Source organism: Chryseobacterium sp. 1B4, from assembly GCF_036631475.1.
In the GTDB taxonomy this organism is placed as follows: Bacteria; Bacteroidota; Bacteroidia; order Flavobacteriales; family Weeksellaceae; genus Chryseobacterium.
The window spans coordinates 136699-163242 of sequence record NZ_JAPNUF010000011.1; the positions used below are offsets into that span (position 1 = coordinate 136699).

Below are 26544 nucleotides of genomic sequence, written 5' to 3' on the forward strand. Positions count from 1 at the left end.
GTAAAAAGTTAAAATTATTTAATTAAGAAATTGAACTTATCCATATTCTTAAGCGCAATACCTGTTCCTCGAACTACAGCTCTCAACGGATCTTCAGCAACAAATACAGGAAGACCTGTCTTTTTGTGGATTCTGTCCGCAAGACCTCTTAATAACGCTCCTCCTCCGGCAAGATAAATACCTGTTTTGTAAATATCAGCTGCCAGTTCCGGTGGTGTAAGAGAAAGGGTTTCCATTACGGCATCCTCGATTCTGATGATCGATTTGTCTAATGCACGCGCAATCTCTTTGTATCCAACCATAATTTCTTTAGGCTTCCCTGTGATAAGGTCTCTACCTTGTACCGGGATGTCCTCGATATCTACATCAAGATCTTCTACTGCAGAACCTACTTCAATTTTGATTCTCTCAGCTGTTCTTTCCCCGATATAAAGGTTATGGTGAGTTCTTAAGTAATAAGCAATATCATTGGTAAATACGTCTCCTGCAATTTTCACAGATTTATCACATACGATACCTCCTAAAGCGACTACAGCAATTTCCGTAGTACCTCCGCCTATATCGATGATCATATTTCCTTCAGGCTTTTGTACGTCGATCCCTACTCCAATTGCCGCTGCCATTGGCTCATAAATAAGCCTTACTTCTTTTGCATTTACTTTCTGAGCAGAGTCTCTTACCGCTCTTTTTTCAACTTCAGTAATACCAGAAGGGATACAGATTACAATTCGTAATGCCGGTTGAATGAATTTACCTTTGATGCCAGGAATTTTTGATAAACTCCTTAATCATGTGTTCAGAAGCATGGAAATCAGCAATCACCCCATCTTTCAAAGGACGGATCGTTTTGATATCCTCGTGAGTTTTACCCTGCATATGTTTAGCCTGCTCTCCGACGGCAATCGGCTTACCCGATGAACGTTCAATTGCAACAATTGAAGGTTGATCTATAACAATTTTATTATTATGGATGATTAGGGTATTAGCAGTTCCAAGGTCTATCGCAATTTCTTGCGTAAACATATCAAATAAACTCATATTTTTCTTCTGATTTTAAGTTTACAAAGATATAAATTTAACACTACTAAAGAAATTTCCCACCAACTTAATTTGGTTAAAATTTTATTAAAATTTATAATTCTTTATTAACTTTCAGTTTAGAGGTTTACAGAGTTTGAGTTCAACTAAAATTCATGGCGTGTTAAAAGGGCTGAAAAGCGAAATAGCAAAAGGGGAAAAAGACTAAGAAAGCACAATCATGCGGGCAGAAATAAAACTTAAAAACAGGAACCGTTTTGATACAATATGCGATTTTGCCATTTTACAGTTTTGTCTTTTGCGGCATTCCCTTTTATAGTTTTTTACGATAATTATCATATACACTATCAGAGAATGATTAATTAAAAAAATTGTAAATTTGCCACTGCTTATGTTACAGTATTCCAACATTCATCAAACATCAAATTTCGCCGTGCTTTCAATAAGCTACGAGAAAGCCGATGTAGAAACAAGAGGAAAGTTTGCATTCTTTGATGAGAACATCAAAAACTTTGTTTCCAGGGTCCACCAGGAAGATCTTGGGGATGCATTTGTGGTTTCCACCTGTAACAGGACTGAAATCTATACCACTTCTCCCAATTATCTTTTAGTTGCTGAAGAATACTGCAAAACCATCGGGGTACAGCTTACAGATTTTCTTCAGTTTGCCAATATTCTTACGAAAGAGGAAGCACTGATTCATCTTTTCAGGGTAGCAGCCGGGCTTGAAAGCCAGATTATCGGAGATTTTGAAATCATCGGGCAGATTAAAAAAGCATACAACCGTTTCAAAAAAGAGAGACAGAATTCAAATCCTTATCTGGAGAGAGCCATCAATGCGGCTATTCAGATTTCGAAAAGAATAAAAAACGAAACCGGCATTTCCAATGGAGCGGCATCGGTTTCTTATGCGGCAGTTCATTATATTCTGAACAGCCAGAAAAGAATAGCTGAAAAAAACATTCTTCTTTTAGGGGTAGGCGAAATAGGACAGAATACGGTTGAGAATCTGGTAAAGCATGTTTATCAGCCGAAAATTAAAATTGCCAACAGAACTCAGGAGAAAGCTGAAAAGATTTCCCAGAAATATAATATTCCTCATGTTGATTATTCTGATTTTGATCAGGAATTAAAGAATACTGATATCCTTATTGTGGCAACAGGGGCCAAGCATCCTATTGTCAACCAGTCACATTTTCCGAACGGAAAAGAAACACTTGTTATAGATCTTTCCATCCCTCATAACGTTGAAAAGAATGTTACGGAAAATAAAAACGTAACACTGATTGATGTAGATGAACTTTCAAAACAGATCCAGGAAACCATTCAGCAGCGTGAAAAAGAAATCCCGAAAGCTGAAAAATCATAAAGGAGCTGATGAAAGATTTCATTGAATGGGAGAAAAAGAGAAAGCTGGCACCCAATATTCATCATTTCAAAGCCGTTCTAAAGAACATGGAACGCAATGAAATGCATAATTTTTATAAAAAGAATAAATACATAAACATCACGGATATGGAACTTTCTGATAAAATGATCCAGAAAATCACCAACCGTTTTGCAAAATATATCATCGATAACCCTTTAAAAGCCGAAGAAATTAGTAAATTAATGCACGAAATATTAGTTGAACAACCAAACAACGAATTCAATGAAAAGCATTAGAATCGGAACGAGAAATTCCGCACTTGCACTTTGGCAGGCTAGAGAGGTTGCGAGGCACCTTCAGAACAATAATTATTTAACGGAAATTGTTCCTATCGTTTCTTCCGGCGATAAGAATCTTAATCAACCGCTCTATTCTTTGGGAATTACCGGGGTTTTTACAAGAGACCTTGATATTGCCTTACTGAATGACGAAATTGACATTGCCGTACATTCCTTAAAAGACGTTCCAACCCAATTGCCTCAGAATATCGAGATGATCGCTTACCTCGAAAGAGATTATCCTCAGGACATTCTGATCAGAAAAGAATCTGCGAGGAATAAAGAATTCCATGAGCTTAAACTGGCCACCAGCAGTTTGAGAAGAAGAGCTTTCTGGCTGAGAAATTATCCTACTGCTGAATTTTCGGATATCCGTGGAAATATTCAGACCAGGCTTCAAAAACTGGAGGAAGAAGATTTCGACGCAACGATTCTGTCTCTTGCAGGAATTAAAAGAATGAAAATGGAGATCGATTATGAGATGCTTCCATTAATGATTTCTGCTCCTTCACAAGGGGTTATTTCCGTAGCCGGACATACTGACAAACCGGAGATCAATGAAATTGTACGCCAGATCAATCACCAGCAGACTCAGATCTGTGTAGAAATTGAAAGAAACTTCCTAAGCACTTTAGAAGGAGGCTGCACTGCACCTATCGGAGCATTTGCAGAAATCATTGGCGATCAGATCCGCTTCAAAGCTGCACTTTGCTCCCTGGACGGGAAAAACTGCATTGCTGTAGATGAAAACTTTGTATATACTCCAACCGAGAATTTCGGGGAAAAGTATGCAAAAGTAGTTCTTGAAAACGGAGGAAAAGAATTAATGGCCGAAATCAAAAGCCAGATCTGATATTTCAGATTGTAGATTCTTACCTGTTCCTTTCATCTTCTTAATTTTACAGACATGAAAATCTTATTTACCAAAAATATAGACCCATCTATTATATCCAAAGAATTAGGAGAGGATATTTTGGTTGACTGTGTTGAGGTGATTAAGACCAATCCTATCATGATCAGTCCTTTTGATCTGAAAAATTACTCCCTGATTTTCACCAGCGTCAATGGGGTTATATCTTTTTTTAAAAACAGGTTTAGACCTAATGAGGATTTTACTGCAAAAAACTACAACAAAATCTATTGTGTAGGCGAAAAGACCAAAAGAGAGTTAAGAAAACATGGCTTTGGAACATTTAAGGTATTGAAAAATGCTGAAACGCTTTCCAGGTTTATTATCGGAAAATGCCAGCATGAACAGTTTCTTCATTTCTGCGGCAATCTTGCCATCAATGTTCTGGATAAAGAGCTTCCGTTACAAAATATTAAATACAGAAAAGTTACGATTTACAATACTGAGGAAATCAATCCTGTAATAACTGAAAAATATCATGCTGCGGTATTTTTTAGTCCGAGCGGAGTTCGTAGTTTTGCAAAGCGAAATTCGCTGGAAGGCATGAAGCTTTTTCAATTGGAGAAACCACTTCCGGTGAGCTGAGAAATTATACGCAGGAAAAAATTTTTACTTCTGAAGAAAATACATTGACATCCATCTTTGCATTGATCAGAAAAGAAATCGGAAGTATAATTTAGAATATCCGTTACCGGATATTACCGGTAATATTAGTTAAAATAGATTATGATTAAAAACGACCTATATTTAAAAGCACTTCGCGGAGAAACCGTTGAAAGACCTCCTGTCTGGATGATGAGGCAGGCTGGAAGATATCTGCCGGAATTCATTGCTTTAAGAGATCAGTATGATTTCTTTACAAGATGCCAGACCCCTGAGCTTGCAGCTGAGATCACTTTACAGCCTATCCGCAGATTTCCTCTGGATGCCGCGATTCTGTTTTCTGATATCCTGGTAGTTCCACAGGCAATGGGAATTGATTTCAAAATGAAAGAATCCGTTGGACCATGGTTAGATACTCCTATCAGAACGATGGAACAGGTTCAGAATATTGAAACTCCGGATGTGAATGATACTTTAGGTTACGTTTTTGATGCTATTGAGCTTACTCTTCAGAAACTGGACAATGAGATTCCACTGATCGGTTTTGCGGGTTCTCCGTGGACCATTCTTTGCTACTGTGTAGAAGGAAAAGGAAGTAAAGCGTTTGATATTGCAAAATCTTTCTGTTTCCAGCAGCCTGAAGCAGCTCATTTATTACTGCAAAAAATTACCGATACTACGATTGCTTATTTAAAAAGAAAAGTAGAAAAAGGAGTTTCTGCAGTACAGGTTTTCGATTCCTGGGGAGGGATGCTTTCTCCTGCGGATTATCAGGAATTTTCATGGCAGTATATCAACCAGATTGTTGAAGCATTAAGCCCGCTTACCCATGTGGTAGTATTTGGGAAAGGATGCTGGTTTGCTTTGGAAGATATGACAATGTCTAAAGCTTCTGCACTGGGTGTAGACTGGACTATTAAACCGGAATTCGCAAGAACGCTGACCAATCATACAATGACTTTACAGGGGAATTTTGATCCTGCAAGACTTCATTCGACTCCTGAGACCATTAAAAAGATGGTGAATGAAATGATCAACCGTTTCGGAAAAGACAGATACATAGCGAACTTAGGTCATGGAATTCTTCCTAATGTTCCTGTAGAAAATGCTGAAGCATTCATCAGAGCTGTAGTAGACTGGAAACCGACTTTATAAGATTATTCTCTTAAAAAATATAATAGCCTTGTTATCCGTTAACAGGGCTTTTTTATTGTAATTAATTTTATTTATCTTTGATTATTAACACTTTAAATCACATCCTATGAAAAAACTAAACAAAGACAAAATGAAAAGCATTATGGCAGGAGGAGAAATCTGCCTTGAGTGTGCCATCGGATATTACCAGGTTATTATTGACGGGCATTGTTACTGCATGCCGATAGACTAATAAAAAAAGCAGCGTAACAGCTGCTTTTATTTATACTTGTATAATCATTGGTTAACTCAACATTCTCTGAGCTTTTTTAACTCCTTCTACTAAAATATCAATTTCTTCAAAAGTATTATAAACAGCGAAACTGGCCCTTACCGTCCCCGCAATATTAAAGAAATCCATAATAGGCTGTGTACAGTGATGCCCTGTTCTTACAGCAATCCCCATTTTATCAAGGATCATCCCTACATCAGAGGCAATCCCCACTCCTTCAAGATTAAAGGAAACAACCCCGGTTCTTTTTGCTTTTTCACCATAGATCTTAATACCCTCTAATTCCAAAAGCTGTCTCTGGGCATATTCCAATAAAGCATTCTCATGATTCTGGATATTGGTATGACCCACCCTGTTTATAAAGTCAACAGCGGCTCCTAAAGCAATATTTCCACCTACATTAGGTGTTCCCGCTTCATATTTAAATGGAAGCCCGGCATAAGTAGTTCCTTCGAAAGAACATGTCGCAATCATCTCTCCTCCTCCATGGAATGGGGGTAAAGCTTCCAGGATTTCACGCTTTCCATATAAAGCACCTGTACCCATAGGAGCATACATTTTATGACCCGAGAATACAAAGAAATCACAATCCAGCTTCTGGACATCGATATTGAAATGCGGAGCAGACTGTGCCCCGTCAATAACAATATAGGCATCAGTATTTTTTCTTGTCTTTACAATAATCTCCTCAACAGGGTTTACAATTCCCAACGCATTGGAAACCTGATTTACAGAAACAACCTTAGTTTTTTCACTTAGAAACTGATCAAAATAATTCATCTGAAGAATTCCATTTTCATCAATAGGAATCACCCGGAGTTTTGCTCCTGTCCTTTCACAAAGCATCTGCCATGGGACAATATTGGAATGGTGCTCCAGATATGAAATGATGATCTCGTCATCTTTCTGCAGTTTCTGTGTTAAAATATAAGCGATGAGGTTTAATCCTTCCGTAGTTCCTTTTGTAAAGATTACTTCAAAATCATGTTCAGCATTGATGAATTTCTGGATTTTTCTTCTTGAAAGCTCCATTTCTTCTGTAGCCAGCTGGCTCAGGGTATGAATTCCCCGGTGAACATTAGCATTAAGTTCTGTATAATATGCGTGACAGACTTCCAAAACTGAATTTGGCTTTTGAGATGTAGCTGCATTATCCAGATAAACCAGCGGTTTACCGTTCACTTCTCTGTCCAGTATAGAAAACTGGCTTCTTATTTCCTGAATGTCAAACATTTATTTATTTTTTAAATTAAAACGTTCTTATTTAGAACTCTTCAAATTTACGGCTTTTTTTCCGAAAGGAAGCATGAGGTTGGCAGCTGATCGTTATCAGTTGATAGAAATATTCGATGAGTTATAATGAAGAAAGTATATTAAAGAAAATAGTGAAGAGTAATAAATCTGAACTTTATAAGGTGATTCCAAAAAACAAAAAACCCGTCAACAACTGACGGGTTCTATATTGTTTAAATAAGCAATTCTTATTCTGCTGCCGCTTCTGCTGCTTCAGGAGCTGCTCCTTCTTCAGTTGCAACTTCTTCTTCATCTTCATCATCCATTGCAGCTGCACCTCCTTTCATTGCATTTCTAGACATCTTAACAGCAACTACTACTGCGTTGTCCGGGTGCATGAAAGAATATCCTTCTGTTTTGATACCACCGATGTAAAGTTTGTTACCGATTCTTAATGGAGTAACATCTACAACGATTTCGTCAGGTAGGTTAGCAGGGATAGCTTTTACTTTTAGTTTTCTGAAAGACTGACGTAAAACACCCCCAGCAACAACACCTTTAGAACGTCCTGTAATTCTTACCGGAACTTCCATGATAACTGGCTTATCGTCAGATAACTGATAGAAATCAGCGTGAAGAATTTTGTCTGTAATAGGGTGAAACTGGATGTCCTGAAGAACAGCCGGAATTGTTTTTCCGTCAACTTCAATAGATACCGTGTGTGCTTCAGGAGTGTATACTAGACCTTTGAAAGCTTTCTCTTCAGCAGAGAAGTTCAAAGGAGCTCCACCTCCATAAACAACACAAGGAACTAATTCAGCATCACGTAAAGCTTTTGTAGACTTTTTGCCCACGCTTTCTCTTTTTGTACCTTGAATTGTAATAGATTTCATTTATAAAAAATTTAAGAGTGCAAAGATATGTATTATTATTTAAATAAAGCAATATTTTAAAAAAATCAGAATGGGTTTTTATTTTTTGTTACCTTTAGCCTTCAGTGCTTTATACACAATTATGAATAGAAATTTATGCAAGAAGGAATAAAGGAAAAACCAGCCGGCCAAAGAAAAGTTTCAATAGATATATTGAAAATAGTTATGGCTTTTTTAGTTGTCGGGCTGCATGGCAATAATTTTTTAGCGGATGTCAATCCGCTTTTGGCTTATTTTTTCCGGGAAGGAATAGGCCGTACCGCCGTTCCAATGTTTTTATTGATCAATGGTTTTTATTTTTTCGAAATCCAATCAAAAAAACAATTTTTCAATTTGATAAAAAGACTTCTTTTTCTATACTTAATTTGGGTTTTTCTATATTATCCCTTATGGCATTCACCTGGGTCCAATATTTTGAAAATTGTAAAACAGTTATTAATCGGGCCTCTTCATTTATGGTACCTTATAGAATCCTTATTTGCATTTATCATGCTTTGGGCTATAAGAAGACTGAATTATAAAATAGTATTTTCAATATTCATTATATGTACCCTTTCAGGCATCTGTCTTCAATATATGGATATTTATAGCTTAAAAAAATAACCATGACAGCGTACCGAAATTCCCTTTTCTTTTGCTTTCCTTTTATTTTTATAGGCTATAGTCTTAATAGGTTTTCATTTCAAGAAAAAAATGAAATGGAATATATTGTTTTTATTAAGTATTATTATACTAATCGTTGAGGTTTCCCTGAATTATGTATATGGAAAAGGAAGCTTTGATATACTTGTGAGTCTTTATTTCATTTGTCCGCTGTTATTCTTAATAGCTTTAAATATAAATACCTACTCAAACAAGAAAACATTAGCATTATATTCTACAGGTGTTTATTTAGTTCATTGGTATGTTCTTAAATCGCCTGTTTTAAATATTTTTAATTTACAGGGCACACCACGTATTATTTTTGTGTTTATCCTATCTTTAATCCTATCCTGGCTTTTAATTCAAGTAAAGAAAAAATTCAAATATATTTTATAAAAACCCCAACGATCAGTATTTTTTATCTAAATAATAAATTTATCACTGATTGACTGATGCTCATGAACGCTCTTCATCACATCTGCAAATAACGGAGCGCACGATAGCACTTTAATTTTAGATGACATATTATCTTTAACAGGAATTGAGTCAGTTACAATAACTTCCAGGATTTTTGAATTCTCAATATTATCATAAGCTTTTCCTGAAAGCACACCATGTGTTGCCATAGCTCTTACCGTTCTTGCTCCTTTTTCAATTAAGATATCTGCAGCCTTACAAAGTGTACCTGCAGTATCAATCATGTCATCAATAAGGATAACGTTTTTACCTGTAACATCACCGATAAGGAACATTTCTTCTACAACATTTGCTTTTTTCTTTCTTTATAAGCAATTACCACTTCAGCACCTAAGTGACCGGCGTAGTTTTTAGCTCTTTTTGCACCTCCCATATCCGGAGAAGCAATGGTAAGATTATCAAGGTTCAGAGATTTGATATAATCTACGAAAATAGTGGAAGCATACAGATGATCTACCGGAATTTCGAAGAATCCCTGAATCTGATCTGCATGAAGATCCATTGTCATGATTCTTGTTGCACCTGCTGCAGTAAGAAGGTTCGCAACTAACTTTGCACCGATCGGCGCTCTTGGTTTGTCTTTTCTGTCCTGTCTGGCAAGTCCGAAGTAAGGAATTACTACGGTAATGCTCTTTGCAGAAGCTCTTTTTGCTGCATCAATCATTAGAAGAAGCTCCAAAAGATTGTCTGCAGGAGGGAATGTAGATCCAATCAGGAAAACTCTTCCTCCTCTTACAGATTCGTCCAGAACAGGCTCAAATTCCCCGTCGCTGAACTCCTGAAAGTTGATTTTTCCTAATTCTTTCCCATAATTCTGGGCAATTTTCTCTGCCAAGTCCCTGCTGGTTCTTGTACAAAATAGATAACTTAACTGATCGGCCATTTTTACTTTTTAAAAGATTTTGCAAATTTAAAAAAAAACCACAAGATTTACTCTTGTGGTTTCTAAGTTTTTATTTTATCAATTATTAAGGGAATTTAACTCCTGAATATTTGTTTGGATCTACCTGCGGAAGTGTAGAGTTGTATTTCGCATTGATAGACTTAATAAATTCATTAGCAACAATACCGTATCCACGTCCTGTCAGGTGAACTCCATCTAAAGAGAAAGCTCCTCCTGTTACAAATTTCGCAGTATACCTTACCCCGTCAAATAAAATTCCTGACTGGGCATTCAATTCCACCATCTTGGAATTCGCATCTACAAATGCAAGTCCATAAGAATCTGCAAGTGATTTTATGGAAGCATTATATGCATTTGTCGCTGTTTTCACATAACCTGCTTCTGTTTTTGTTAATACATGCTGGTTCTGTAGCGGGTAAGAAATTCCATAAACATTTACCGGAGCAGGAACTCCCGTCGCAGTACTTCCAATTACAGAACTTGTTGTAAGCAAAATATAATCATCCGCCGTTGCTTGTCTTGCCTGACCGAAGATCTGACCGAAAACCGTAGCTGTAGGCAGTCCTAAGGAAGGAGTAAGCGCAACTGTAAGCTGTGCCGATAAATCTGTAAGCGCAACATCTTTAATCAGAACCGGATTCGGACCTGTTGCAGAAAGTAAATTAATTCTATCCCCTGCACCAAAAGCGGTAAGTGCCTGCTTCAAAGGTCCGTACAGATTGGTATTAAGAGTTGTCAGATTTGATCCTAAAGCAGCAGGCGTCAAAGGGTTATATGGAACCGTCGTGAAAAAAGGGACGGAAGTAACTGAAGGAATGTTAGCAATAACACCTTTCGTTGTTCCCACACTTTTCAGACCGTCTAAGATTGCTTTAATAGACCCGGCAACAAGTGCAGGATCAGAAATATCATTTGATTTATACGTTGTAGGATTTGTATTTCCTGTCTGAACTGTAGCAGCGGTATAAGTTGTAACCCCTCCTACGGTCTGGGAATTTGTACCTCCATTGGTAGCATAAGACAGTACATCATTATTGCCTATCCAAAGAGAAGAACGTCGCTTTCTGAGCCATAGCATCAGCGAGTACACTGGTTGTAGCGGAAGAAGCAAATCTCACAAAATAAGGATTAGCTGTTCCTGTTGCAAGACCTGCCTGGCTACCATAGCCCGGAGCCACTAAGTGGAATGACTTTGCACCAGGTACTCCCATATTATTATAGGAACCACCACCGGATAAGATATCTAATGCCGCCGCAGGAGCGCTTGGAACCGGAGATAAGGAGCCGTTAACAACCTGAAGGGTTAGTTTTCCGGCAAATCCCGGAAGATTGTTGAAGCCCCTACGTCATTAGGCATCAACGGTTGTTTAAAGTCTCCTCCACCCGCAAGCTTCATCTGTGCAGCAATCATACTTGGATAAGATTCATTCTGGCCGCTGCTGTAAAGGGCACCATCACGATATCCGGAAGTAAGGGAATTTCCCAGTGATATGTATTTTGTAAAATCAGCATCTCCTTTTGTTACCGGGATATCTCTCACATCCGTATCGAAATCCGTATTACAGCTTGTTACCGTAAAAAGAAGTGCAGAAACTGCAATTGTCGATATTATAATTTTTTTCATAGTCTTCTAAAATTAAAATGGATTATACGATAAACCTAGACCAAAGTAGAAAGCTGTTGCTTTAGATTGCCCGTTAAGTCCAATATTAGCATTGTTTACCTTTCTGTACTGAGGCATTGCATATCCTCCCGCAACATCAATTCCGAATTGTTTCAGTTTGAAACCTACCCCACCTGTAACCACATAAGTATCATATGAAGGGGTCTCCGGAATAAAGTTATCCGTAGTATAAGGCGCTTCATCATAATAAGCTCCCAAACGGCCGTAGATCATATTTGTGAACGCATATTGAGTTCCCAGTCTGAATGTTTTGGAGTTTTTGAAATTCTTAGGATTGGTAAGAATCGTCGGGTCTGACGGATTATTTCCGATAGGTGCATTATCAAAATCCAATATCAGCTTGCTGTATCTCTCCCATCCATGATAGTTAAAGTCTGCAGAAACCTGCCATTTCGGTGTCACTTTATAGGTTAAACCAATGGTATATTCTTCAACCAACGGAAGTGTTGCGGAGAAGCCATCTTGTCCGGCTGCATTCAGCCTTAACTGATTATAAACAGATTGTGACGGGAACTGGAATGTAGCTGTTCCCTTTTTAGCTTTCATATCTACTGCAGAACGGTAAGCAATACTCACATCTAATTTCGGATCTGGTCTGAAATAAAAACCGAATCCATATCCGTGACCTGTTGCGTTATCATCATTAATATTAACCTTTCCGTCAAATTGGGTTACCGCTTTGTCCCAATCTACTTTTCCTCTTGCGTAGATATAGCTGGCACCAAAAGATACCCACGGAGCTAATTTCACGGAAACCATGGGTTGGAAGTAGTAACTCTTCAGCTCCATCTTCTGAACCAATTCTTTACCTTCCCAGTTTTCAGGCCATTTGATTGTACTTCCAAAAGGCGTTGTAAAACTGAAACCTACGGATAGATTCTCTATTGGTTTATAAGTAATCGCTGCATATATAGGAGTTCCTATAGGATTGTCTGTTTCTGCACTTTGCAAAGTATTGAAGTTTTGAAAAGTAACTTTATTACTTGCACCGAACCCTCCTGCCACTACACTCAGTCTGGAAGGGATAAATGACATACCCGCCGGGTTAAAGAATGTCACACTCGCGTCTTCGGCATGAGCACTAGTATGCGCCATTGCCAATTGTTTTACCCCCTGCAGGGAAACTCTGAAGCCTCCTGCGTAAGATAGAACTCCCGCCAATAAAGCAGTTGATACTAATATTTTTTTCATAGACTATTATTATATAATCCAAATATAAAATTATTTTGAATACGTCTGTTAATATTTGCCAATATTTTAAACAATATCCTAAAAGAAAACTATGTTTAAAATAATATCTTCAAATAAATAAAAGATAAAACAGTCATTATTAAAGCATTAATACAATACAAACTCTATTTTGATTTAATTGTTTAATTTTAAACAAATGTTTAACACTAACACTGCAGTGCTTTAAAAACCTGAACGGAAGAACAAAATGATAATAAATGTTAAATTAAACAGCAATTGAAAAAAATAATGAATTTAACATCTGTATCTTATTTCTGTAATAACAGCCTTTCTCGGCCTCCAGCATTCATTCTTACTTAAAATACAGAAATGTTTTAACCTGAATTCAGGTTATTTGAGTATTTTAGAATCGCATAAAGATAAAAATACATAAATTTGCAGATTATAAATAATAGTAATATGAGTTGTGGATGTAAAACATCCGGCGATTCTGCACATTCTTGCGGCCCTAAAAAAACCGCAAATGGCTGTGAAAATGTAAATACCTGCGGGAATAGTTATAAATTAAGTGTTTTTGACTGGCTTTCTAACATCAACAATCCGGCACCAAACAGGTGTGATTTTGTAGAAGTTAGATTTAAAAATGACAGAAAATCGTTTTATAAGAATGTAAATAATATTCCTTTACATATCGGTAGTGTAGTTACAGTAGAATCAAGTCCGGGACACGATGTAGGCGTAGTAAGCCTTACGGGAGAATTAGTAAAGATTCAGATGAAAAAGAAAAAGTTTTCTGAAGAATCGGCACTTAAAATATACAGACAGGCCAACCAAAAAGATCTTGAGGTATGGCAGGAAGCAAGAAAAAGAAGACGGCGTAAAGCTTGAAGCAAGAAAAATTGCCCAGAGATTAGGCCTGAAATGAAAGTTACTGATGTGGAATATCAGGGTGATGCTTCAAAAATCACCTTTTATTACACCGCAGATAACCGGGTGGATTTCAGACAGTTAATTAAAGATTACGCCGGGGCTTTCCGTACTAAAATCGACATGAAACAAATCGGTTTCAGACAGGAGGCTGCCAAAGTGGGCGGAATCGGATCTTGCGGGCGTGAACTTTGCTGTCTACATGGCTTACAGATTTCAGATCTGTAAACACCAATGTGGCAAGGTATCAGCAATTAAGTATCAATCCCCAGAAACTGGCAGGACAGTGTGGTAAGCTTAAATGCTGCCTGAACTATGAACTGGACAGCTATCTGGATGCACTCAGCAACTTCCCTTCTTCTTCAACAACGTTGGAAACTGAAAAAGGAAAAGCATTCTGTATTAAAATCGATGTTTTCAAAAAGAAAATGTGGTTTGCTTATGTAGACAGCTCTATCGCATGGTATGATTTCGATATTGATCTTGTTAAAAAGCTGATTTCAAAAAACAAAAGAGGAGAGAAAACACTTCCTCTTGAAGATCTGAAACAGCCGGAAACTTCTATCCATACCATTGATCTAATCCAGGAAAACAATGTGGATCGTTTTGAAAAGAAGAACAGAGGAAACAGGAACAGAAACAACCAGAATAAGCAGAATAACAATCAACAGGGTCAGGGACAAAAAAGAAACAGACCGGAGAAACAGGAAAGACCGGAAAGGACTCAAAAAACCGAAAACCCAAATGCTCATTCAGCCCATCAGCCTAAGCCTCAGAAGCAGCAACCACAGCAAAAAGCCCCTGTGGAAAAAGCAGTGAGTAATGGTAATGCTGATACTGATAAAAAGCCGCAGAGCAATAACCCCAAAAAGAAATTCAAAAAGAAATACCCTCCAAAAAAGATAATAATGCGTAAAATTTTAGGATTACTTTCATTTATCCTTTTCTTTAGCTGTAACTCTTCCTCTGGAGGAGATGTTATGATGAACTCCGTTGATAACAAGTGGAATAAGAAAAGTGAGCAAAAATTTAATCTTGAAATTTCAGATCCGCAGAATCCTAAAAATATTATATTTGTTGTAAGAAATAACAACAGTTATCCTTACAGTAATATAAGATTTATAGTGAATTTCACCAATCTTCAGAACAAAAAAAGGAGACAGACACCCTGAATTATGTACTGGCAAAACCAAACGGAGAATGGCTTGGTACAGGGTTTGGTGATACGAAGGAAACTTTGTTTCAGTATAAATTAAATTATAAATTTCCGGGAAAAGGAAAATACGAAATCGGTTTAATTCAGGCGATGAGAAACGACAACCTTCCTGGAATTGAGGACATTGGTGTAAAAATAGAAACGGCTAAACCGTAACCATAAATGGAAGAGAACAAAAAAAATGCAGGAAATAAGGGGAAAACATTTCCTCTGCCTCCCAAGAAAAAGAAAGATACCTCCTGGAGAAAATGGGTTTCATTTATCTGGATCGGACTCATTGCAGTAGTTCTGGGAATTTCAGGGCTTTTCTTTTCAGTTTCTCAAGGATTCCTTGGGGAAATGCCTGATGTAAAAGAACTTGAAAACCCCGATATCTTTGTTGCTTCTGAGATCATTTCTTCAGACGGAGTAACCCTGGGTAAATTCGAAAAGGAAAAACCCAGCCGATTGTTTATAAGGACCTTCCTCCTTATCTTATTTATGCCCTTCAGGCTAAAGAAGATGAGCGTTTCAAAGAACATTCAGGAATCGACTTATATTCTGTTGCCAGAGCCGTGGCTTATGGTGGTGGACGTGGTGGAGGTTCTACCATTACGCAGCAGCTTGCCAAACTTCTTTTTACAGGAAATGCTTCCCAGAATAAAATTCAGAGAGCATTCCAGAAACTGAAAGAATGGGTTGTAGCGGTAAGTCTTGAAAAAAGGTATACCAAAGAAGAGATTATCACTCTTTATTTCAATAAGTTTGATTTCCTTTTCAATGCCAATGGTATTGAAATGGCTTCCAGAGTTTACTTTAACAAGAAAACCTCTGAACTTACATTACCTGAAGCGGCAACATTTGTAGCCATGCTTGAAAACCCAAGAAAAAACAATCCTTACAGATACCCTGAAAAGGCAAAAGAAAGAAGAAATGTAGTGTTGGACCAGATGCAGAAAACCGGATATATTGATGCTGCAACTTACGAAAAGGCAGCCAATACACCGATTGAGGTGGATTTTCACCTGATCAAAAGCATCACTGACGGATACTCTGCTTATTATAAATTTTACCTGAGAAAAGAGATTGATAAATATCTTGAAACTCACGAAAAAGAAACCGGAAAGAAACTGAATCTTTACAAAGACGGTTTAAAAATATATGTGACCCTTGATTCTAAAATGCAGAAGTATGCTGAGGAAGCCATCAAGGAACATTTAACAGATCTTCAAAAGAGATTTGACGCAGAACAAAGAGGAAGAAAACAGACCTTTCTACTACCTTACTGACAAGCAGATTAATGATGTAATGGTTCAGGCAATGAAAAGAACCGGCCGTTATAAGCTTTTGAAAGCTGACGGAATGCCTGAAGATTCTATCATGATGGAATTCAAGAAGCCTATTAAAACTTCACGATTCACCTGGAACGGAGAAGAAGAAGTTGAAATGTCTCCATGGGATTCTATCAGATATCACAAGCAAATTGCACAGGCAGGTCTGATGTCTATGGTTCCGGGAACCGGAGAGATCAAAGCCTGGGTAGGGGGTATAGACTGGCAGCACTTCCAATATGACCACATCAAGCAAGGTAAGAGACAGGTAGGATCTACCTTTAAACCTTTCGTATACGCTACTGCTATTATGAAACTGGGAATGACACCTTGTTCGGCTGTTTCTAACGGAACATATGATCATAACGGATGGCATGTACCGGGAAGAGGAGGAATGCTTACATTAAAAGATGCATTGGCACACTCTCAAAACCCTGTTGCAGCAAGACTTATTGAAATGACAGGAGTAGACGCCGTAATCCAGACTGCAAGAGATCTGGGAGTAACGGAAGATATTCCAAGAAACAATACAATCGCTTTAGGTTCATCAGACATTACGATTTACGAAATGTTAGGTGCTTACAGTACTTTTGCCAACTATGGTAACTACAACAAACCGGAAATGATCTGGAGAATTGAAGATGCCAACGGTAGAGTTATCAAGGAAGTAAACGTAGAACCTAAGGAAGTAATGAACCCAATGTATGCCTACACCATGATTGAACTGATGAAAGGTGTTGCGCAATACGGAACCGCTTCCGGAGAGCTTGGAAGAAGAGGAATCTCAAAAGCCGTGGAAATTGCTGCCAAAACAGGAACCACCCAGAACAACTCCGATGGATGGTTTATGGGGATCACACCAAAACTGGCAACCGGAGCATGGGTTGGATGGGAAGACAGAGCAACTCACTTCTTTGGAACAGGAGAAGGTCAGGGTGCGAGGATGGCATTACCGATCTGGGCAATTTTCATGAAGAAAGTATGGGCAGACAAGAGCTTAGGCGTTACTCCTGATGATAAGTTTGTTAAACCTTCAGACTGGAAAGACGGCTGTTCAAACCTTAAAGGCCTTGGAGGAGGATATGGAGACGATGGAAGTCTTCAGACTATCGACGAGATTAAAAATCCAAGACCGGTAGATCCTACACCTAAAAAACCAGCAGAGAAGAAAGAGGATAACATCAATGAAAATCTTCATACGAATGATGAAGTAGATTTCAATAAATAAATTCTCTTTTAGAAATATATAAGACCTTTCAATAATTTGGAAGGTCTTTTCTTTTATAATTAATACCTTTGAAAGATGAATATCGAACGTATCAGACAGCCATTTATTGAGAGTTTTCCCGGGGATTTCTCCAACAACCCTATGCAAAGAAATACCCCAAAGGTTTTGTTTGCCACCATTCGTCCTGCCGGCTTTAACAAGCCTGAACTGATCGCTTTTAATGAAGCCTTATCAGAAGAAATCGGTTTGGGAAAATATGAAGATAAAGACCTGGACTTTCTGGTTGGAAATAACCTTCCGGAAAACGTTCAAACCTATGCTACCGCTTATGCCGGCCATCAGTTCGGAAACTGGGCAGGGCAGCTTGGTGATGGAAGAGCTATTCTGGCAGGGGAGATAACTAATGAAAAAGGGAAAAAGACAGAAATCCAATGGAAAGGGGCAGGAGCCACACCCTACTCCAGACATGCCGATGGAAGAGCCGTATTACGATCTTCTGTTCGTGAATACCTGATGAGTGAGGCCATGTATCATCTTGGTGTTCCTACTACAAGAGCACTCAGTCTCGCCTTTACCGGAGAAGATGTAATGCGTGACATTATGTATAACGGAAATCCGAAATTAGAAAAAGGTGCAGTAGTGATCAGAACCTCTGAAAGCTTTTTACGTTTCGGTCATTTTGAACTGATGTCTGCCCAAAGAGAATACAATAGCCTTCAGGAGCTTGCTGACTTTACCATTGAAAATTATTACCCGGAAATTACATCCGCTGACAGTAAGAAATACAAAGACTTTTTTGAAAGGATCTGCACCCGGACTGCTGATTTAATGGTTGAATGGTTCAGGGTAGGTTTCGTGCATGGGGTTATGAATACAGACAATATGTCAGCGCTGGGATTAACTATTGATTACGGACCCTATTCCATGATGGATGAATATGATTTGAATTTCACACCTAATACAACTGACCTTCCAGGAAGAAGATATGCATTCGGAAAACAGGGACAGATCGCTCAATGGAATCTTTGGCAGCTGGCCAACGCCCTTCATCCTTTGATTAAAGATGAAAAATTTTTAGAAGATACTTTAAATAATTTCGGCACCTATTTCTGGAATGCTCATGACAGGATGCTCTGTAAAAAATTCGGTTTTGATCAGCTTCAGAAAGATGATGAGGAGTTTTTCACCAACTGGCAGGGATTAATGCAGGAACTCCAGCTGGATTACACCTTATTTTTCAATCAACTGGAAAAAATAAACCAAATCACTAATATAACAGAACATTTTAAAGATATCTCTTATACTATTCTGGATGAAGAAAAGGTAGCGAAACTCGAACATTTTATCAGTAATTATGAAACCAGAATAGCACTGAACTCCATTTCAAGAGAAGCCTCTTTGGCAATGATGGAAAAATCAAATCCGAAATTTATTCTGCGGAATTATCTTCTTTATGAATGCATTGAAGAGATCAGCAATGGTAAAAAAGATATGCTGGAAAAACTTACCAAAGCCCTTGAAAATCCGTACCTGGAATTATATCCTGAATTTTCTGTCAAAAGGCCATCCGGATATGATGATATTGCGGGATGTTCTACACTTTCGTGTAGTTCATAATTAATAATATTCATAAAATATTAAAAAACAAGTAATTATTTTCATTTTTTCATTACATTTACTAATAACTTTAAACCTAAACCAAATGAAAACAAAATTACTATTCATTTTCTTAGTCTCTTCTATATTGGGGAATGCGCAGATTCTCTCAGAGACTTTTCAGGGTACGACATTTCCTCCGACAGGATGGACAACAGGAACAAATGTAGCATCAAGACCTTGGGGTTTTACAACAACGATTTTCAATGCATCCGGACAGCTTACTTTTAATATCACAGGTGGAAAATCCGCAGGTATCGGGTGGATTGCCCAGGCACAGGATGCTCATTTAACAAGCCCTTCCTTCAGTTTGGCAGGAACAACAAATCCGGTGTTAAAGTTTAAGGCCAAAATAGGATATGAATACATGGTTGACCCTAATCCTAACGGAGACTTAAAAGTAGAAGTATCCACAGATGGGGGAACTACATGGAACCAGGTATGGGTTGAAGAAAACTATGGGGTGTATACAGATTACGAAACATTGGCTATTACAGTCAGTTTAGCTCAATACGCAGGACAAGCTAATGTAAAATTCAGATTCCATTACGTAGCTAACGATGCAGACAGCCTTTCAATAGATGATGTTGAGGTTTGGGCAAATGGCACATTATCTACTCAGGAAACGAATGCCAAAGTAAAAGACGTTACCAATATCTATCCTAACCCGACAAAAGGAGAAATAAACATCAAAGCAGATAAGAAAATCAAATCTTCCACAATATTTGATGCAAGCGGAAAATCTCTGCTTACCGATACTTCTGAGAGATTAGATATTTCTTCACTTCCAAAAGGAACTTACTTACTAAAAGTAGACTTCTCAGACGGAACTTCCAAAACGGAAAAGGTAATCAAACAATAACACCATTTATATAAACTTTTACAACCACCAGCTTTGGTGGTTTTTTTATTTACTTTTGCAAAAAATTTGACAGTGTCTTTTATCAAAACAAAAATCATCAGTTTTTTTAAATTGGTTTTTCCTTCCACTTATACAGAAGCGGCGGTATTTCTGTTCTTCCTTACCTGTTATGGAATTCTGGGATCTTATATTGCTCTTCATTACAGGATCATTTTCGACAGCAGAATTCCTGGGACGCATACTTCAGTTTTGATAATAAATCGATCCTGATGACCGGAGGAAGCTTTGAAAGACACCCCCTGTCCTATTATTTTTTCAACTGGGTAAGAGAATTCTCATTATTCATTTCAGGAGGAAAAATGGATGCCAGCTTCAGGCTCACTCTGGCATGGCTCAGCAATATGATCATCTCATTGAATATCATTCAGGTTTTCAAATATTTAAAGAATATCATCCGCCTTCCTTTGTGGTTAAGCGTCTTAATTATTCTCTTCTTTGGAGTTTTTTCAACCAACATTGTTCTCTCTTTTACTCCGGAGAACTTCACATACACTTTATTTTTACTTTCCCTATACAATCATTACGCGGCCATAAAATTAAGAAAAGAAGAAAAAACACCTGCACCCGCATTATCACTGGCAGGTATTACCATCGGAGGACTTACCATTACTAATTTTGTAAAGGTTTTTATACCTCTCTTTTTTGAAAAAGATCTTTCAGAAGCTGGAAAAAATTCGGGAATGCTGCACTTAGAGTAACTGTTGCTGTGATCTGTTTTGTACTCCTTTACCTGAACAGAATTGATTTTAAATACCAGAATATCTTTTCAAAACCAATCAGCAATATGAAAAGTTCTCAAATGTAGAATCAATGCCGGCGTGGGATATGATTTTGTCCTTCTTTTTCGGAGGGAATATTCTTTTCCCGGGATTTATTATGTCTGATAAACACAATATGAAAGGATTCAACTTCAAAGGGCTTTATATGGATCTTTATTCGTCAGCTGTGCCTTACTTTTTTATAACAATATTACTGATCCTGATAAGTTGGAGTTATTTTAAAAATTTCAGGAATAAATGGGTCCAGATCATCACTATTTCATTTGCAGTTGATATCATCATCCATTGTGTGATGAGGTTCGGACTTCATACTTCCTACATCTATGGGGGACATTTCGTTTTTGTCTATCCGATACTTTTAGGATGGCTGTTTTATGCTTACAGATCATCCCCTAAAATCATGTCATTTTTAACATGGACGCTGGTGATATTATTCACCTATCTGTTGGCCAATAATATCTTCAGAATGACAGAATTTTTCTGGTTTATGGAAAATTATTATCAATAAAAAAAGCTGAGAAAATTTCTCAGCTTTTTGTTTTTTATGTTAAAATAAATTAATCTTATTTTGCTTCAGCACAGAAAATTCTATATTGTACTGCTACTGCAGATTTAAAATATTCTCTGATTCTGGAAAGGTCACTTGCAGCACTTTGTTTTGTGAAATAACTTCCTGCTAAAATTTTATAATTAGGTCTTAAAGAAGCATCCGTTTCCACTTTCAGGTTAGGAAATCTTTTTCTGAAATAAGATTTTACCTCATTAGCTTCCTCATTACTTTTTACTGTTGTAATCTGGATTTTGAACCCTAAAATCCTAGGATTTTTCCTGCAAATTTCAGCATTGGTAAGCTCTCTGCTTGGCACAAAGATTTTAGGAGGTTTTGTGTTTATTCCGGTAGAAATTCCACTGTCATTATTGCTGAAATCTTTAGTAGAATTTGTTGGGACAGCTTTAGCACATTTCCCTTCAACTCCCTCCAGAGCAGCATTTATTTTGGAATCCATCGTCATGACAAGCTCCGTTCCTGACAGGGTATCTTTTTTAACAACCTGCTGTGCCTCAATATTATAAAATCCAAATAATGATAATATCGAAAATATTTTGATTAGATTTCTCATTTAAACTTGTTTCCGCAAATTTATACAAATTAAAAAACTATACCAAACAGGTTATTTAGAATCAATACAAATTAACCTTAAATGACATTTTCCCCTTTTTATATGCCGTTAAATTTCTGTTAAAAATATTATTTTTGCCGAATTGATTGAATGTTCAATAATTTACTAACATAAGATAATTTAAATGATTAGTTGGAGAAAGCATTATAAAAAAACGTTGATCGCGATAGGCTTATTGCTATCAACCAGTGCTTCATTTTACGGGCAAGACGGCGATCCTAAAAACGGAGAGAAACTTTTCAAAGCGAATTGTACTGCATGTCACGCGCTGGACAAACAGGTTGTAGGACCACCATTAAAAGGGGTTGTAGAACGTGTGAAGACAGAAGGTGGTGTAGACAAAGACTGGCTTCACAAGTGGATCAAAGACAACAAAGCTCTTAGAGCTTCTGGGGACAAATACGCCAATGAGATTTTTGAAAAGTTTAATAAGACTGAAATGCAGGTCTTTCCGAATCTTACAGACAAGGATATTGACGACATTTTAGCTTTCACAACTAACCCTCCTGCTCCGGAGGAGAAAAACCGGAAGCAACCCTGCAACTGACGCTACTGCGGCAGCTCCTGCAGACAAAACTACTACAAACGTTGTAATCATTTCACTTTTAGCGATCGCAGCTTTACTGGTTTGGATCCTGGTAAAACTAAGACAACTGGTAAAATTGGGTCAGTCTGAAGATTTAGCCGGACTTAACGAAACAAGAGTTCGTTCTTTCGGTGAAATGTACGAGAAGTTCCACTACATTGGTAAAGGTTTACTGGCAATTCTTGCTATTCTGGCTGCTTACGGAGTATGGAACTGGCTGATGTGGATCGGTGTTTACAAAGGGTACAAGCCTGAACAGCCTATCTACTTCTCTCACAAAATCCACGCTGGGGAACAGAAAATTGACTGTCAGTTATGTCACTCCAGTGCTAAATACGGAAAAGTATCTGAAATCCCTTCTATGAACGTTTGTATGAACTGTCACAGAACAATTTCTGAATACAACGCAGAACACTACATGGAACCAGGAAAAGACAAGGCATTCTATGACGGTGAAATCCAGAAGATCTACGCTGCAACAGGTTGGGATCCTGCAAAACAACAGTACACAGGAAAAACACAGCCGGTTGAATGGACAAGAATCCACAATATGCCAGACTTCGTTTACTTCAACCACTCTCAGCACGTAATTGCTGGAGAACAGGCAATCATCAATTCTTTCAACAAAAAGAATCCTAACAACAAAATTGATGTTGTATGTAAAGCTTGTCACGGTAAAATTGATACAATGAATGTTGTTCAGATGGCTAACGACTTTACGATGGGATGGTGTATCGAGTGCCACAGAACTACTGAAGTTGATATGAACAACGGTTATAATAAAGAGTACTTCAAGAATCTACATGACAAGTTGAAAAAACAATATCCACAAGATGGAGGTAAAATCACTGTAGATGCAATTGGAGGTCTTGAGTGTGGTAAATGTCATTATTAATAACTAAAAAATTAGAAGTATAAATGGCTTCAAACAAAATACAATTCAGAAGTATTCATGAACTTAAAGATCCGGCTTTGAATAATAAAGCTGGCTCAGAAAGAGTTTCAGGAAGAAATTCCGGTAGAAGATTTCCTTGGAGATGCTGAGAAAAACGGATCAAGTACTTCAAGAAGAGATTTCCTTAAATTACTAGGATTCTCTACAGCAGCAGTTACATTGGCTGCCTGCGAAGCTCCGGTAATCAAAACGATTCCTTATGTGGTAAAGCCGCATGATATTATTCCGGGAATCCCTAACTATTACGCTTCAACTTATTTTGACGGTTTCGACTTTGCTAGTGTTTTAGTAAAAACCCGTGAAGGAAGACCTATCAAAATTGAACCCAACCCGGCTGGTGGTGATTTAGGTAAAACTAATGCAAGAGCTCAGGCAAGTGTACTTTCTCTTTATGATAACGATAAAGTAAAACAGCCTAAACTGGACGGAAAAGACGAAACTTTCGATAAAGTAGACAGTTTTGTGATGAAAGGGTTGGAAGAAGCTAAAGCGTCAGGCAAAAAGATTGTGGTTTTATCACACTCTTTTGCTTCACCAACTTTCAAAAAGTTATTCGCTGAATTCAAAGCTAAATATCCTACAGCAGAATTAGTAACTTATGATGCCTTCCCTTATTCTGCACAATTAGATGCAGCACAGGAAGTATTCGGACAAAGAGCATTACCTGTTTATGACCTTAGAGGTTCTGAACTGGTAGTTTCTTTCCAGGCTGATTTCTTAGGAGATTATAACGCTTCAAGCTTAGAAACTTCTTATGCAGCAGCAAGAAAGCCAGGACCAAACATGTTAAGACACATCCAGGTGGAGTCTAACATGTCATTAACCGGTGCTAATGCTGACTCCAGATACAGATTAAAACCAAGTGCTGTAAACAAGACTTTAGTTGAAGTTTACAATGCAATCGTAGGTGGTGGTACTTCTGATAAGACTGCAACTGAAATTGCTAACGAATTGAAAGCAAAAGGAAGCAAAGCTGTTGTTTTTGCTGACGGTTCTAAAGGAGCACAGGTTTTAGCACACTTAATCAACCAGAAATTAGGTTCAGTAGCTTTCACAGGTAAGGCCAACTTACTGAAAGAATTCGACGGTGCAAGATACCAGGAATTCCTTGGATGGGTAAACGGTGGACAGGTTGGTGTTTTAGTTACCAACAATGTGGATCCTATCTACTCTCATCCAAAAGGAGAAGATTTCAAAAAATCTTTATCTAAAGTTCCTTACGTAATTGCTGTAGCAGATAAGAAGAATGAAATGTACAAAGCAACGAAAGCTGTAATTCCGGTTGCTAACTGGTTAGAGTCCTGGGGAGATATCGAACCACAGACAGGAGTATATTCATTAATGCAGCCTACCATCCAGAAAATCTACAAATCAAGACAGATTGAAGAATCTCTATTGGTTTGGAAGAACGGAAAAAACAATGCCGCAAACAACTACTACGATTATTTAAAAGCGAGCTCTGCTTCTCTTTTAGGTGGTACTTCTTTCAACAAGGCATTGTATAACGGTATCAACGCTTCTACCAATGCAACAACTCTATCTTACGCAGGTGGAAACGCTGCTCAGGCTGTTGCTGAACTAGGAAACTTTAAACCTTCTGAATTAGAATTAGTATTATACACTAAGACTTCTATGGGAGACGGTACTCAGGCAAACAACCCTTGGTTACAAGAATTACCTGACCCAATCACAAGAATGTCTTGGGATAACTATTTGACAATTTCTCCAAAAGACGCAGAAAAGTTCGGAATCGATAACGACCTTAATGCAAGAATGCAGTTGGATGGTTCTATCGTAAACCTTACTGTAAACGGAGTAACAATAAAAGACGTTCCTGTATTCGTACAACCGGGACAAGCTGAAGGATCTGTAGGTCTTGCGCTTGGTTATGGTAAGAAAAACTCAGGAGCAACTGCTGATACCGGGGTAAATGCTTATCCTTTATTTGACGGTTCTAACCTTGTTCTTTCAGGTGTTAAAATCGAAAAAACAGGAGAAGACCACGAATTTGCAGGGATCCAGCTTCAAAATACATTGATGGGCCGTTATGAGATCGCGAAAGAAGTTCCTTTGGCAGATTTCATCAACGTAGCTTTCGATGACGAGCACAAAGGATGGAACAAGCCTTTGGAGTACCACACCATCAGCGGAGCTCTTCCAGCAAGAAAAATTGACCTTTGGGATGCTTTCGATGATACAGACGGACCTCACTTCAACTTATCTATCGACCTGAACTCTTGTACGGGTTGTGGAGCATGTATCATTGCTTGTCAGGCAGAAAACAACGTTCCTGTAGTAGGTAAAGAAGAAGTAAGAATGTCAAGAGATATGTACTGGTTAAGAATTGACCGTTACTATTCTTCAAGACAAACGGTAGAAGTATACGAAGGATTAAAAGATGGAATGGCTGTACCTGAATTATACGGTACTGCATTCAACAAAGAAGGAGGTGCACTGAACCATCCTGCTGATAATCCGGATGTAATCTTCCAGCCGGTAATGTGTCAGCACTGTAACCACGCTCCATGTGAAACGGTATGTCCGGTAGCGGCTACTTCACACGGTAAGCAAGGTCAAAACCATATGGCTTACAACAGATGTATCGGTACAAGATATTGTGCAAACAACTGTCCTTACAAAGTAAGACGTTTCAACTGGTTTACTTATAACCTAAATGACAAGTTCGATTTCAACATGAACAATGATTTAGGAAGAATGGTACTTAACCCTGATGTAGTTGTAAGAACTAGAGGGGTAATGGAGAAATGTTCAATGTGTATCCAAATGACTCAGAATACAATTCTTGAGGCTAAGAAAGAAGGAAGAAGAGTGAAGGATGGAGAATTCCAGACGGCCTGTTCTAAAGCTTGTTCTACTGGAGCAATGACATTTGGAGATATGAACGATAAAGATTCTGAAATTAGAAAGGTATATGCCTCTAACAGAAGATATTATTTACTAGAGGAGATCGGAACAAAACCAAACGTGTTCTATCACACTAAAGTAAGAAACAGAGTAGAAAAATAAAGTTTAAATA

The 26544-nt window shown here is 37.9% G+C and carries 13 protein-coding genes and 9 pseudogenes; 15 read left to right on the forward strand and 7 right to left on the reverse strand.

What is annotated here, in order from left to right:
- Positions 1 to 14 precede the first annotated feature (14 nt).
- Positions 15 to 1038 (reverse strand): annotated as a pseudogene (locus OWR28_RS22635) (rod shape-determining protein).
- 391 nt (positions 1039 to 1429) lie between these two features.
- Between OWR28_RS22635 and hemA the strand changes: the two are divergent.
- From hemA to OWR28_RS22660, 5 genes and pseudogenes are all read left to right on the forward strand, one after another.
- Positions 1430 to 2703, forward strand: a pseudogene (hemA, locus tag OWR28_RS22640) (glutamyl-tRNA reductase).
- Positions 2690 to 3598 (forward strand): hydroxymethylbilane synthase, encoded by a 909-nt coding sequence (gene hemC, locus OWR28_RS22645; protein ID WP_332388629.1) that lies wholly within the window; start codon positions 2690 to 2692, stop codon positions 3596 to 3598. Before hemA ends, hemC begins: the two are co-directional and overlap by 14 nt.
- A gap of 54 nt (positions 3599 to 3652) precedes the next feature.
- A complete protein-coding gene (locus OWR28_RS22650; protein WP_332388630.1) occupies positions 3653 to 4240 on the forward strand; it encodes a uroporphyrinogen-III synthase in 588 nt (195 codons plus the stop codon).
- Between the two features lie 141 nt (positions 4241 to 4381).
- Positions 4382 to 5413 (forward strand): uroporphyrinogen decarboxylase, encoded by a 1032-nt coding sequence (gene hemE / locus OWR28_RS22655; RefSeq protein WP_332388631.1) that lies wholly within the window; start codon positions 4382 to 4384, stop codon positions 5411 to 5413.
- Positions 5414 to 5519: 106 nt separating this feature from the next.
- On the forward strand, positions 5520 to 5645 hold the full coding sequence (locus OWR28_RS22660; RefSeq protein ID WP_332388632.1) for a GNAT family acetyltransferase: 126 nt from the start codon (positions 5520 to 5522) through the stop codon (positions 5643 to 5645).
- A gap of 51 nt (positions 5646 to 5696) precedes the next feature.
- On the opposite strand, the gene OWR28_RS22665 is transcribed toward OWR28_RS22660, so the two are convergent.
- The gene (locus tag OWR28_RS22665; RefSeq protein ID WP_332388633.1) at positions 5697 to 6917 is read right to left on the reverse strand and encodes a cysteine desulfurase; all 1221 of its coding nucleotides are present in this window, start codon (positions 6915 to 6917) and stop codon (positions 5697 to 5699) included.
- A 248-nt stretch (positions 6918 to 7165) separates the two neighbouring features.
- Positions 7166 to 7810, reverse strand: coding sequence for a 50S ribosomal protein L25/general stress protein Ctc (locus OWR28_RS22670; protein WP_131437093.1), 645 nt, complete (start codon positions 7808 to 7810; stop codon positions 7166 to 7168).
- Positions 7811 to 7945: 135 nt separating this feature from the next.
- Here OWR28_RS22670 and OWR28_RS27305 point away from each other — a divergent pair, with 135 nt between their 5' ends.
- Positions 7946 to 8452: an acyltransferase family protein gene (locus tag OWR28_RS27305; RefSeq protein ID WP_494168515.1), complete on the forward strand. Its 507-nt coding sequence runs from the start codon at positions 7946 to 7948 to the stop codon at positions 8450 to 8452.
- Between the two features lie 461 nt (positions 8453 to 8913).
- Here the strand turns inward: OWR28_RS27305 and OWR28_RS22675 are convergent.
- From OWR28_RS22675 to OWR28_RS22685, 3 genes and pseudogenes are all read right to left on the reverse strand, one after another.
- Positions 8914 to 9851, reverse strand: a pseudogene (locus tag OWR28_RS22675) (ribose-phosphate pyrophosphokinase).
- 85 nt (positions 9852 to 9936) lie between these two features.
- A pseudogene (locus OWR28_RS22680) lies at positions 9937 to 11496 on the reverse strand (G-D-S-L family lipolytic protein).
- Between the two features lie 12 nt (positions 11497 to 11508).
- Complete coding sequence (locus OWR28_RS22685; RefSeq protein ID WP_332388634.1) at positions 11509 to 12747, reverse strand: outer membrane protein transport protein; 1239 nt, start codon at positions 12745 to 12747, stop codon at positions 11509 to 11511.
- A 459-nt stretch (positions 12748 to 13206) separates the two neighbouring features.
- Between OWR28_RS22685 and OWR28_RS27310 the strand changes: the two are divergent.
- From OWR28_RS27310 to OWR28_RS22730, 7 genes and pseudogenes are all read left to right on the forward strand, one after another.
- Positions 13207 to 14325, forward strand: a pseudogene (locus OWR28_RS27310) (PSP1 domain-containing protein); the annotation flags it as partial.
- 257 nt (positions 14326 to 14582) lie between these two features.
- Positions 14583 to 15046 (forward strand): annotated as a pseudogene (locus OWR28_RS27315) (gliding motility lipoprotein GldH).
- Between the two features lie 6 nt (positions 15047 to 15052).
- Positions 15053 to 17428: pseudogene (locus tag OWR28_RS22710) on the forward strand (transglycosylase domain-containing protein).
- A 75-nt stretch (positions 17429 to 17503) separates the two neighbouring features.
- The gene (locus OWR28_RS22715; protein ID WP_332388636.1) at positions 17504 to 19045 is read left to right on the forward strand and encodes a protein adenylyltransferase SelO family protein; all 1542 of its coding nucleotides are present in this window, start codon (positions 17504 to 17506) and stop codon (positions 19043 to 19045) included.
- A gap of 85 nt (positions 19046 to 19130) precedes the next feature.
- The gene (locus OWR28_RS22720; protein ID WP_332388637.1) at positions 19131 to 19946 is read left to right on the forward strand and encodes a T9SS type A sorting domain-containing protein; all 816 of its coding nucleotides are present in this window, start codon (positions 19131 to 19133) and stop codon (positions 19944 to 19946) included.
- A 182-nt stretch (positions 19947 to 20128) separates the two neighbouring features.
- Positions 20129 to 20704: a DUF6080 domain-containing protein gene (locus OWR28_RS22725; RefSeq protein ID WP_332388997.1), complete on the forward strand. Its 576-nt coding sequence runs from the start codon at positions 20129 to 20131 to the stop codon at positions 20702 to 20704.
- Between the two features lie 112 nt (positions 20705 to 20816).
- On the forward strand, positions 20817 to 21293 hold the full coding sequence (locus OWR28_RS22730; protein ID WP_332388638.1) for a DUF6080 domain-containing protein: 477 nt from the start codon (positions 20817 to 20819) through the stop codon (positions 21291 to 21293).
- 55 nt (positions 21294 to 21348) lie between these two features.
- Here OWR28_RS22730 and OWR28_RS22735 read toward each other — a convergent pair whose 3' ends face one another.
- Positions 21349 to 21906 (reverse strand): hypothetical protein, encoded by a 558-nt coding sequence (locus tag OWR28_RS22735; protein ID WP_002982407.1) that lies wholly within the window; start codon positions 21904 to 21906, stop codon positions 21349 to 21351.
- Between the two features lie 184 nt (positions 21907 to 22090).
- Here OWR28_RS22735 and OWR28_RS22740 point away from each other — a divergent pair.
- A pseudogene (locus tag OWR28_RS22740) lies at positions 22091 to 23447 on the forward strand (c-type cytochrome).
- Between the two features lie 23 nt (positions 23448 to 23470).
- Positions 23471 to 26534, forward strand: a pseudogene (locus OWR28_RS22745) (TAT-variant-translocated molybdopterin oxidoreductase).
- Positions 26535 to 26544: the final 10 nt, after the last annotated feature.

Bases quoted from the DNA above. Each gene is read 5' to 3' on its own strand.
- OWR28_RS27305 (WP_494168515.1), top strand. From the start codon at position 7,946: ATGCAAGAAGGAATAAAGGAAAAACCAGCCGGCCAAAGAAAAGTTTCA.
- hemC (WP_332388629.1), top strand. From the start codon at position 2,690: ATGAAAAGCATTAGAATCGGAACGAGAAATTCCGCACTTGCACTTTGG.
- OWR28_RS22730 (WP_332388638.1), top strand. From the start codon at position 20,817: ATGCCGGCGTGGGATATGATTTTGTCCTTCTTTTTCGGAGGGAATATT.
- OWR28_RS22670 (WP_131437093.1), bottom strand. From the start codon at position 7,810: ATGAAATCTATTACAATTCAAGGTACAAAAAGAGAAAGCGTGGGCAAA.
- OWR28_RS22650 (WP_332388630.1), top strand. From the start codon at position 3,653: ATGAAAATCTTATTTACCAAAAATATAGACCCATCTATTATATCCAAA.
- OWR28_RS22715 (WP_332388636.1), top strand. From the start codon at position 17,504: ATGAATATCGAACGTATCAGACAGCCATTTATTGAGAGTTTTCCCGGG.
- OWR28_RS22720 (WP_332388637.1), top strand. From the start codon at position 19,131: ATGAAAACAAAATTACTATTCATTTTCTTAGTCTCTTCTATATTGGGG.
- OWR28_RS22735 (WP_002982407.1), bottom strand. From the start codon at position 21,906: ATGAGAAATCTAATCAAAATATTTTCGATATTATCATTATTTGGATTT.
- hemE (WP_332388631.1), top strand. From the start codon at position 4,382: ATGATTAAAAACGACCTATATTTAAAAGCACTTCGCGGAGAAACCGTT.
- OWR28_RS22685 (WP_332388634.1), bottom strand. From the start codon at position 12,747: ATGAAAAAAATATTAGTATCAACTGCTTTATTGGCGGGAGTTCTATCT.
- OWR28_RS22665 (WP_332388633.1), bottom strand. From the start codon at position 6,917: ATGTTTGACATTCAGGAAATAAGAAGCCAGTTTTCTATACTGGACAGA.
- OWR28_RS22660 (WP_332388632.1), top strand. From the start codon at position 5,520: ATGAAAAAACTAAACAAAGACAAAATGAAAAGCATTATGGCAGGAGGA.